6 protein-coding genes and 1 pseudogene are annotated in these 10,743 nt (G+C 65.1%); all 7 read right to left on the bottom strand.

The window, feature by feature from the left end; all coding sequences use genetic code 11:
- Positions 1–474, bottom strand: a pseudogene (locus FVW27_RS01610) (hypothetical protein); the annotation flags it as partial.
- Between the two features lie 373 nt (positions 475–847).
- Entirely contained in the window at positions 848–2,662 is a 1,815-nt protein-coding gene (locus FVW27_RS01605) for a methyl-accepting chemotaxis protein (protein WP_167122162.1), read from the bottom strand.
- A 232-nt stretch (positions 2,663–2,894) separates the two neighbouring features.
- Positions 2,895–5,045, bottom strand: coding sequence for an L-lactate dehydrogenase (quinone) large subunit LdhH (ldhH, locus tag FVW27_RS01600; protein WP_167122160.1), 2,151 nt, complete (start codon positions 5,043–5,045; stop codon positions 2,895–2,897).
- Positions 5,046–5,049: 4 nt separating this feature from the next.
- Entirely contained in the window at positions 5,050–5,679 is a 630-nt protein-coding gene (locus FVW27_RS01595; RefSeq protein WP_167122158.1) for a LutC/YkgG family protein, read from the bottom strand.
- A 136-nt stretch (positions 5,680–5,815) separates the two neighbouring features.
- Positions 5,816–6,877, bottom strand: coding sequence for a phosphotransacetylase family protein (locus FVW27_RS01590; RefSeq protein WP_167122156.1), 1,062 nt, complete (start codon positions 6,875–6,877; stop codon positions 5,816–5,818).
- A 155-nt stretch (positions 6,878–7,032) separates the two neighbouring features.
- Positions 7,033–8,247 (bottom strand): acetate kinase, encoded by a 1,215-nt coding sequence (locus tag FVW27_RS01585; RefSeq protein WP_167122154.1) that lies wholly within the window; start codon positions 8,245–8,247, stop codon positions 7,033–7,035.
- A gap of 271 nt (positions 8,248–8,518) precedes the next feature.
- Positions 8,519–10,633 (bottom strand): phosphate acetyltransferase, encoded by a 2,115-nt coding sequence (pta, locus tag FVW27_RS01580; RefSeq protein WP_167122153.1) that lies wholly within the window; start codon positions 10,631–10,633, stop codon positions 8,519–8,521.
- Between the last annotated feature and the right edge of the window lie 110 nt (positions 10,634–10,743).

The raw sequence follows: 10,743 nt of genomic DNA, 5'->3' as shown, positions 1-10,743 counted from the left end.
CTTCCGATCTGTGGCGTGCACATCGGCCAGGACGGCGAGCCTGTCGGGGCTGACGGTGACCAGCGGGCGCAGGATGAGGGTGTGCGCCGCACCAGCGGAGCCGGAAGGGGCAGGCGCTGCCGCCGGGGTGCCGTGTGCTGCCGCCGTAGCGGGCCGTTCCACGCGTTCCAGCACCCCCAGTTCGCGGGCCATCAGTTCGCCGGTGACCAGGTCGATGCCCAGGGGGGCGCGGGTGTCGCCCAGGACGGCAAAGGACGTTCCGTCCAGCACCCTGCCCACGGCATCGCCGGGGCGTACCGGCCGGGTGGGGTCGCCGTAGGGTTGCAGCAGCCCCGTGAGGGCGGCGGGCTGCACGGGTTGCCACGCGGCGGGGGGATTTTCCGATGGCGGCAGGGCGGAAGGCGCCTGGCCGGAGGCGGTCGCGGCGGGGGGGGAAGCGGCGGGTTGTTCCGGCCTGGGGGCGCTGTCGGACATGGGAACTCCGAGGATTGCTCCGGGGATTGCTTCGGGGCCTGTGCGGCGGCCGGCATGAGGGCACCGGTCAGCCGGTGCATGGTGTCGGGCCGAGGCACGGCTGCCGATGCATGCGTGGGTCTGTGTCAGCATAGCATTGCCGATGGCGCGTTGTCAGTCCCCCGGATCGGAGAACACATTCCTCCGGGCATCGCCGCCGGGAGGGGCATTGCCTGTGCCCGCCGAGCAAGCCGGGCGAGCCGAATCAGCAAGGCCAGGGGCAGACGGCGCTGGCGACGCCCAGCCATGTCAGACGCGCGCGGCAAAGCAAACGGGCCGGAAGGTGTCCTTCCGGCCCGTGATGCAATGCATGGGGCGTGGAGCGCGGCGTGCCTTACGCGGCTTCCTTCTTCATGCCCTCGATCAGGCGGCGCAGTTCGGCGGCCTGGTCGGCAAGGTTGCGCAGGTCGGTGTTGGTGGCGTTGACCAGCGTGCCGTTTTCTCGGGCAATGCGGTCGATTTCCTCCACCGAGCGGGTGATCTCTTCGCTGGCGGCGGACTGTTCTTCCGCTGCCGTGGCAATGGCCTGCACCTGCCCGGCGGCGTCGTGGGCCATGGTCACGATCTGCTGCAACAACTCGCCGGAACTGCCGGAAAGGCGCGCCGCGCCGTCGATGGCGTTGACCGCGTCGTCCATGCCTGTGACGTTGGTGCGGGCCAGATCCTGGATGGCCTTGATGGAATCGCCCACTTCCTTGGTGGCGCCCATGGTCTTTTCGGCCAGCTTGCGCACCTCGTCCGCGACGACGGCGAAGCCGCGCCCGGCGTCACCGGCACGGGCCGCCTCGATGGCCGCGTTCAGCGCCAGCAGGTTGGTCTGGTCGGCGATGTCGTTGATCACGTTCATCACATGGCCGATGGCCTCGGACTGCTGCCCCAGGCGGTGCATGTTGTCCTTGAGGTTGCTGGCCAGGTTCTTCAGATCCTGCATGGCCTTCACGGTCTGGCTGACCATGCCCGAGCCTTCGTCGGCCTTGGTGCGCGATGCCTCGGTCTGGTCCGCCGCGCGGCCCGCGTTGCGCGCCACTTCCAGTACCGTGGCGTTCATTTCTTCCATGGCCGTGGCCGTCTCGTTGATGCGGGCCATCTGGGTGTCGGTGCCCCGGCTTATTTCCTCGGACCGGCGGGCGATGTCGTCCGCCGCGTGGTCGATGGCGCGCACCACGCCTTCCAGCCGTCCGGCGGCGGTAAGGATGCCTTCCCTGGTGGCCACGGCGGCCTTGGCCATGGCTTCTTCGGCCTGCTGGGCCGACGCGCGCGCGGCGTCGGCCTGGCGGCCCGCCTCGCGCTGCTTTTCTGTGATGTCGGCGATGTTGTTCTTGAGCGTGGCGACCATGGTGTTCAGCGCGGCCTGCAAGGCCGAAACCTCGTCGCGGCCCCTGGCCTCTATGCGTATTTCCAGGTTGCCATCGGCCACGGCCTGGGCCGCCACCGTGGCTTCACGCAACGGACGCACGATGGACGCGATCAGCATGATACACACGGGTATGACGACCAGCACCAGGATCGCCGCCATGACCGAAAGCTGCCAGGTCAGGGCCTTGTTGGCCAGGCCTTCGAGGTTGGCGTTGATGGCGGCCTTGGCCTCGTCGATGTTGTCGATGTACACCCCGGTGCCGATCCAGAATTTGGTGCCGGGAATCATTTCGGCATAGGCCAGCTTGGGCTGGTCGCCCTTGCCCGGCTTGGGGAAGATGTATTCGATGAAGCCCCCGCCGGATGACGCGCGCTGCGCCAGTTCACGCACGTAGTAGACCCCGTTCTTGTCCTTGTTCTCGGACAGGTCCTTGCCTTGCACGCTCTTGTTGGGGGGCAGGGCCACGTTGGTGGTGCCCTGGTAGACGAAATAGTAGCCGGACTGGTCCTTTTCAAAGCGGATGGTGTCGATGGCCTTGCGCACCATCTCGATGCGAGCTGGCTCGTCGGCCACGTCGGCCACAAGCTGGCCCAGCGCCAGGGCTACAGAGTGGGTGGCCACCTGCAGCTTGGCCTTTTCCTCCGCCAGCATCACCTGCTGGGTTTCGGTGACACCGTGTTCCTTCACCGTGTCGATGGTGGCCACGAAGGCACCCACAACGCCGGTGACGAACAGCACCATGAAAACCAGCAGCGCGATGACGCGCGCGCCGATGGAGAAATTCCTGAACATGCGATCCCCCTTGAGTGTTCGCACAGATTCTCTGGCGTCGGTCTGCCTGCCGCCAGCCAGACCCCGAACAGGGGTTTGGAACAATACTATACGGATGTGATACTCTTGCAAAGAGAGTTGGCGTCGTTGCCGGGAAAAAGTGCTGCCTTCATCTGTTTTCCGGAACGCAAGGGGCCGCCCCCGCAGATGCGGGAACGGCCCCCCTTGTGTCATCTATCGGCGGAAGTCACGCTTACTTCAGGTTTTCTGCCAGAAGTTCCGCAATGTGGCCGACCCTCATGCGGCTGCCGCGCTTTTCGGCGCCGCCGCGAATCTGCATGATGCAGCCGGGGCAGTCGGCCACCATGCGGGTGGCGCCGGTGGCTTCGGCGTTGTTCAGCTTCTTGTCCAGCAGTTCCTTGGACAGTTCCGGGAACTTCATGGAGAAGGTGCCGCCAAAGCCGCAGCACACCGCTTCTTCCTGGGCCGGGCAGTATTCCGAACCGGAAGACGCGATGAGCGCGCGGGGCTGTTCCACCACGCCAAGGCCACGGCACAGGTGGCACGAGGAATGGTAGGCCACCTTTTCGCCCTTGCCCTTGAAGTCGTCGGCGGTCATGCCCAGCACGTCATGGACGAAGGAGCTGAAGTCGATGATCTTGGAGGAGAACAGCTTCACCTTGCCCGCCATGTCCTGCTGCCCGGCAAGGATGTTGGGGTAGCCTTCCTTCAGGTGCGAGGCGCACGAGGCGCACAGGGTGAGGATGTAGTCGTACTTGGCCGCGTCGAACGCCATGACGTTCTGGCGCGCCACGTCGATGGTGGCCTGGCGTTCGGCCATCATCTGCACGGGCAGGCCGCAGCAGCTCTGGTCCATGGGGAAGTCCATCTCCACCCCGCGCGAGGCCAGAACCTTGACGGCGGCCTTCATCTGCTCGGGGTAGACGAAGTCCTGCACGCAGCCGGAGAACAGGGCCACGCGCAGCTTGGCGTTGCTGACGCGGGGACGGATGGTTTCCCATTCGTCGCGGAAGGCCTTGTCCGCGATGGCGGGCAGCGCGCGGAACCCGTGGTCCTTCATGAACATCTGCGGCAGGTGGCGCAGGTACGGGGTGCCGCCGGTGACGGGCTTCTGGGCAAACTTGCCGAAGCGCAGCAGGGTGTGGAAGAGCTTGCGGTTCTTCAGCACCTTGCCGAGCAGGGTGGCTTCAACGGGTGCGCCGTCCTCTTCGCTGAGGCGGGCGCGGATTTCCTTGATCAGGCGGGGCAGGTCGATGCCGCCCGCGCAGATGCTCTTGCACGATTCGCAGTTGATGCAGTTCTGCACCAGGTTGCGGGCCTTGTCCTTGCCGTGGAAGAAGTAGGTGAGGATAAGGCCGATGGCGCCGATGTAGATGTGGCCCATCTTGTGGCCGCCCACCAGGCGGTACACCGGGCACACGTTGGCGCACGCGCCGCAGCGCACGCAGCGCATCACCTGCGAGAACAGCGGGTCCTGGGCCAGGGCGCGGCGGCCGTTGTCCAGGAACACGATGTGCATTTCCTTCTTCTCGTCGGCGGCAGCCTTGCACTCGTTGGCACCGGTGATCCAGGTGACGTACGAGGTGATGGCCTGGCCGGTGGCGTTGCGGGGCAGCACGCGCAGCGACTTCAGGGCGTCGTTCAGGCTGGGGGTCAGCTTGTCCAGGCCGCACAGGGCCACGTGCACGCGGGGCAGCGTGGTGACGAGGCGGGCGTTGCCTTCGTTGGTGACCAGGCCGATGGTGCCCGATTCCGCGATGGCAAAGTTGGCGCCCGAGATGCCCATGTCGGCGGTGGCGAAGTGCTGGCGCAGTTCGCGGCGGGCCACCTTCACCAGGCGCTGGATGTCCACTTCCTGCTTCTGCTTGGTCACCTCGGAGAAGAGGTCGGCCACCTGGTAGCGCGAAAGGTGGATGGCGGGCATGACCATGTGGGTCGGCCCTTCGTGGCGCAGCTGGATGATCCATTCGCCAAGGTCGGTCTCGATCACTTCAAGGCCGTCGTCCTCCAGGCGGTGGTTGAGCAGCGTTTCTTCCGCCGTCATGGACTTGGACTTGACGATCTTCTTGCAGTTCGAGTTCTTGGCGATGCGCGCGATGATCTCGTTGGCCTCGGCGGCGTCTTTCGCCATGTGCACCTTGACGCCGCGCTTCTCGGCCTCTGCCTTGAACTGGGCGTACAGGGCGTCCATGTTCTTCGCGGCGGCGTCCTTGGCGTCGGCCACTTCGGCGATCATGGCCTTTTCGTCCAGCCCGCGGAAGGCGTTGGCGCGGCTGACGGGGTAGGCCGTGGCGAACTTGTCCATGGCCTCGCGCAGAAACTCGTTGTCGAGGGATTCGCGCAGTTCCTTGCGGTATTCTTTCAGGGTCTTGGCGGTTTGCATCAGACTAGTCCTCCAGCATCAGGATGTGCAGTTCCAGCGGACCGTGCACGCCGATGGCCAGCACGCGCTCGATGTCGGCGGTGCGGCTGGGCCCGGTGATGAACGCGGTGTAGCGCGGCGTGCCGGTGTTGATCAGCGCGTTGACTTCCCGCTCGGCGTCGAAGGCCGTGGCCTTGATGCGCGACTTGGGCAGGATGGCCATGTGGATCTCGCTGATCATGGAGGACAGGCGCAGTTCCTCGCTGGTGGAGTCGATGACGCAGGTGCCGGTTTCGGCAATGGCCATGTCGGCATGGGCCACGCCGATGTCGATGCCCGCGAGATGGCCACGCAGGCCCTCGCGGATGCACTTCACGCCGCGTTCGGCGCACAGGGCCGAGAAGGCGGCGTATTCGTCCTCGGAAAGGTTGGGGGCGGCCACAACCTTTTCCTGCTTGGTTTCGCACAGGGCCTCGGCCTTGTCCGAAAGCTTTTCCTCGCAGCCGGAAACCAGCAGCTGGCAGGCTTCCTTCTTGTCACAGACGTCGAGGGCGTAGGCGAAGGCCTCTTTCAGGTTCTTCAGCTCCACCACGGTGGCGCCGACCGCCTCGGCTTTCTCACGCATGAGCCGGGCAAGGTCATTGGTAGCACTCATCAGTACTCTCCCTTTGAAACGGATTTACTGTGCAACGCGCCCTTCGGTGCTTTACGGCGAAACGCGGTTTCGCCAGCGCCTGCGGGGCGGACGGCGCATTCGCGCCGCCAGGGCATTTCCTTCATGTCGAAATGCCCTACTGAATGCCGAGTTGCGCCGTCAGCCGCGCAAGGTCCAGGGCATGCGCCACGAGGTCGGCCCCGCGGCGTATCTTGACCAGTTCGCGCAGCTTCTGGCTGTTCAGGATCTCTTCCATCTTCCGGGCCACGGCGTACGTGTCCTCGCGGACCACGATCACCGGAACCCCCAGCGCCTCTGACCTGGCGCGTATGATCTCATCGGGGGGGATGTTTCCGGTCAGGACCAGGCAAGGGCACTGCCCCTCCAGTGCGACGAGTTGCAGGTCCGTCCGGTCTCCGCCCACGATGGTTGCGCAGTTGGCGTGCCGCCGAAAGTGCGCCATGAAGTTCTCCACCTGCATGGTGCCGATGAGGAACCCATCCACGATGCGGCTGGCCCGCGCCGTGCCCGAGACCATGCGACCGCCCAGGCGGTGCGCCAGCTCCGACACCTTGATGGCGTTGAGGAGCGGGTCGTTGGGCACGATGCCGAGCACGGGCACGCCCCGTTCCGCCAGGAACGGCACAAGCACCTCTTCGGCGTCGCGCAGGTAGCTTTCGGGCACGTCGTTGCACAGGACGCCCGCAAGGGCGTCTCCCAGCAGTTCCTTTGCGTACAGGATGGCGTCGTAGTCGATGCCGTGGGCATACCGTTCCACCAGCAGCACCTTGAGGTCGAGGCGCCGGACGACCGTGGGGCCGTCCACGCCGCGCGCCTTGCCGGTGGTCAGGAACGCTCCGGCACCGCCCACCAGCATGGTGTCGTGCCCGCGCGACAGCGCCCCGTAGGCAGAGGCCACGCGCTCCAGCGCGTTGCCCCCCGACAGGGCGGCCGCCCGGATGTTGCCGGGCATGATCACGGGGGTAAGCACCTCGGGCGGGGCGGAAAGCCCCAGCACCTCCTGCACCAGCAGGGCGTCCTCGTCGCCGGTCTGTTCGTCCACGGTCCGGGGCAACGTTCCCAGGGGCTTCATGAAGCCCACGTTGCGTCCGGTCTGCCGCAGCGCAAGACCAAGCGCCATGCAGACAAGGTTCTTGCCTGCCCGAGCCGCCGTCGATCCGATGTAGATGCCCACCATGTCCGTATATCCGTTGTACGCAAGGCCGTGGGATGGTCCGGGGAATGCACTGGGCCGTCGCCGCAGGCAGCCCCCCGGTTTCTCCGGGTGCAGTCCGGAGAAACCCCGCCGCACGGTCCTTGCGGACCCGCGCGGCGGGGAATGTCTCGTATCGCCTAGTTGTTGCCGTTCAACACGGCAACAGTGGTCTGGGCGATTTCCAGTTCCTCGTTGGTGGGCACCACCAGCACGGGCACGCGCTGGCCGGGCTTGCCGATGTGGCGCGCCTGGCCCGAACGCTTGGCGTTGACCGCCTCGTCGATGTCGACGCCCAGGATGTCCATGTCCTTGCACACGGCGGCGCGCACCAGGTCGTCGTTCTCGCCGATGCCGGCGGTGAACACGATGGCGTCCAGCTTGCCCACCACCACGGCGAACGAACCGATGTACTTGCGGATGCGGTAGACGAACATCTCGAAGGCCAGTTCGGCCATCTCGTCACCCTTTTCACGGGCGGCGTGGATGTCGCGCATGTCGTTCATGCCGCAGATGCCCTTCAGGCCGCTCTGCTTGTTCATCACGGTGTCGATCTCGGCGCCGGACCAGCCCTTCTTTTCCATCAGGAAGGGGACCAGCGCGGGGTCGATGTCGCCGCAGCGGGTGCCCATCATCAGGCCTTCCAGCGGGGTGATGCCCATGGTGGTGTCCACGCAACGGCCGTTCTTCACGGCGGCCATGGAGCACCCGTTGCCGAGGTGGCAGGTGATGATGTTCAGCTCGTCCAGGGGCTTGCCCAGGAACTCGGCGGTCTTCTTGGTGATGTAGCGGTGCGAGGTGCCGTGGAAGCCGTAGCGGCGGATGCGCAGCGTCTTGTACAGGTCGTAGGGCAGCGGGTAAAGATACGCCTTCTTGGGCATGGTCTGGTGGAACTCGGTGTCGAACACGCCCACGGAAGGCGCGTGCGGAAAGAGTTCTTCCGCCACTTCGATGCCCGCGAGGTTGGCGGGGTTGTGCAGCGGACCCAGCGGAATGTAGTCGCGGATGATGCCCTTGGCCCATTCGTCGATCTTGACGGACTGCTTGATCTCTTCGCCGCCGAGCAGCACGCGGTGACCCACGGCGTAGATTTCGCCCTTGTCGGCGATGACGCCCTTCTCGGCATCGGTGATCAGGTCCACGACCTTCTTCATGCCTTCGACATGATTGGCGAACGCCTGTTCGAGGACGATCTTTTCCTCGGCGTCGGTGTCGGGCTTGATCTTGTGGGTCAGTTTGCCCATGCCTTCGCCAATGCGCTCGACAAGACCGGAGCACAGGGCCTTCTCGGTGGTCATGTCGATGAGCTGGTACTTGATGGACGAGCTGCCGGAGTTGATGACGAGTACGTTCATGCGGGTCTTTTCCTTTCGGGGTGTGGCCCTCCGGGCCGTGTGGGCGGCCCGGAGGGGCGGGTGCCGGGGGCGTGTGGGCGGCCCCCGGCTGTGGTTGCAAGTGTCCGGGGCTATTCCCAGATTGTCCTTTCGCCCGTTGGCTGCGTCAAACTTCGCCTTCCATTTCGGTCAAATACGAGAAGAGTATACTCCCTCATGGCAGGCTCGTTTTCCTTGCCAACGAACGAAAATCCTAATCTGGAAACAGCCCCAGGAAGATAGGGCTGTCAGCCTAGATAAGACCCTTCTCGGCCTGCGCCTGAATGGCCGTGATGGCCACGGTGTTCACGATGTCGGGCACCGTGCACCCGCGCGACAGGTCGTTGACGGGCTTGTTCAGGCCCTGCAGCACCGGGCCGATGGCCACGGCCCCGGCGGCACGCTGCACGGCCTTGTAGGTGTTGTTGCCGGTGTTCAGGTCGGGGAAGATGAACACCGTGGCCTGACCGGCCACCTGGCTGCCGGGCAGCTTGGTGCGCGCAACGTCCATGTCGATGGCGGCGTCGTACTGCAACGGACCTTCCAGCAGCAGTTCCGGCGCGCGTTCCTTGGCGATGCGGGTGGCCTCGATGACCTTTTCCACGTCCGCGCCCTTGCCGGACGAGCCGGTGGAGTACGACAGCATGGCCACGCGCGGTTCGATGCCGAAGATGCGCGCGGTGTGGGCCGAGTTGATGGCGATTTCCGCCAACTGTTCCGCCGTGGGGTTGGGGTTCACCGCGCAGTCGCCGAAGGCCAGCACGCGGTCCTTCAGGCACATCAGGAACACGCTGGACACGATGGAGAAGCCGGGCTTGGTCTTGATGAACTCGAACGCCGGGCGGATGGTGTGCGCCGTGGTGTTGATGGAGCCGGAAACCATGCCCTCGGCGTCGCCCTTGTGCACCATCATGGTGCCGAAGTAGGTGACGTCGTTCATGGTGTCGCGGGCGCGTTCGATGCTGACGCCCTTGTGCTTGCGCAGTTCGAAGTAGGCTTGCGCGTATTCCTCGAACTTGGGCGACAGGTTGGGCTGGATGATCTGCACGCCGTCCAGGGCGATGCCCAGTTCGCTGACCTTGGCGCCCACCTTGTCGGCGTCGCCCAGCAGGATGATGTCGGCAACCTCGCGCCGGGCCAGAATGTCGGCGGCGCGCAGGATGCGTTCCTCCACCCCTTCGGGCAGCACGATGCGCATGCGGTTCTGCTTGGCGCGCTCGATGAGGTTGAACTCGAACATCATGGGGGTGATGCGGCTGGACTTGCGGTTGATCAGGCGGCGGCCCAGCTCCTGGCTGTCCACGGAACGCTCGAACAGGCCGAGGGCGGTGTTGATCTTGCGCTCGTTGTCCGGTTCGATCTTGCCGTACAGTTCGTTCAGGGTCTGGATGGTCTTGTAGGTGTGGTCCTTCACCGACAGGATGGGAATGGGCACCCCGGTCCAGCCTTCGATGAGGCGGTGCACGTTGGGCGCGGGCTGGATGCCGCCGGTCAGCAGCATGCCCGAAATGTCGGGGTAGGCGCCGGAAAGGCGGGTGGCAAGGCCGGTGAGGATGATGTCGGAACGGTCACCGGGGGTGATCACGAGGCACCCGGGGGTCACGTAGTCGAGGAAGTTGCCGATCTGCATGGCGGCGATGACGTAATCGTCCACCAGGGTGTCCAGGCGGCCGTGGCCGTACAGCACCTGCGCGTTCAGCCACTTCTTCACGTCGCCCATGGTGGGCTTGCCCAGGGTGGGTTCCTCGGGCACCACGTACACGGCCAGGGGGTTGGAGCAGTTGACCTTGCACTCCAGGCTGCTGATGACCACGTCGCGTTCGGCGTCGGTGACCGAGGCGCGGTTGATCACGGCGGCCACGATGTCCAACCCCTTTTCGTCCAGCAGATCGATGGTCAGCTGGGTGGAGGCGACGATTTCGTTGGCGGTCTTCTGCTGGCCGTTGGCCACCACCATCACGGGACAGCCGAGGTTGGCGGCGATGTCGGCGTTCAGGTCGAACTCGAAGGCGGCATCCTTGCCCAGAAAGTCGGTGCCCTCGCAGAGCACGAAGTCGTAGCTGTCTTCCAGCTGCTTGTACTTCTTCAGGATGTTTTCAAGCAGCGTGGCGTGCTGACCGTTGTTGATCAGCTCCCGGGCGTCCTGCAGCGAGTACGCGTAGGTGTCGGCCACGGGAATGTCGAGGTTGAAGTGGGTCAGGATGAGGTTGGTGTCGTGGTCCACCGCATCCGTGACCGGCCGGTTGATGATGGGGCGGAAGAAGGCGACCTTGCGGATGTCGCGCAGCAATAGCTGCATCATGCCGAGCACCACGGCGGACTTGCCGCTCTTCGATTCCGTCGCGGTGATGTACAGATTGTTGGCCATGCATATCTCCTTGCGTGCCACTGGGCGGGCGCGGCGAGGCGTCCGTGGATCCACATCGGCGGCACGGCCGCCGGTGTTTCCGGGCCTGGCCCGGTGAGCCAAACGGCCCG

The organism is Nitratidesulfovibrio liaohensis, assembly GCF_011682075.1.
GTDB classification, from domain to species: domain Bacteria; phylum Desulfobacterota; class Desulfovibrionia; order Desulfovibrionales; family Desulfovibrionaceae; genus Cupidesulfovibrio; species Cupidesulfovibrio liaohensis.
Note: the sequence above shows the minus strand (reverse complement) of the source record. Positions and strands in the feature narration are given on the sequence as shown.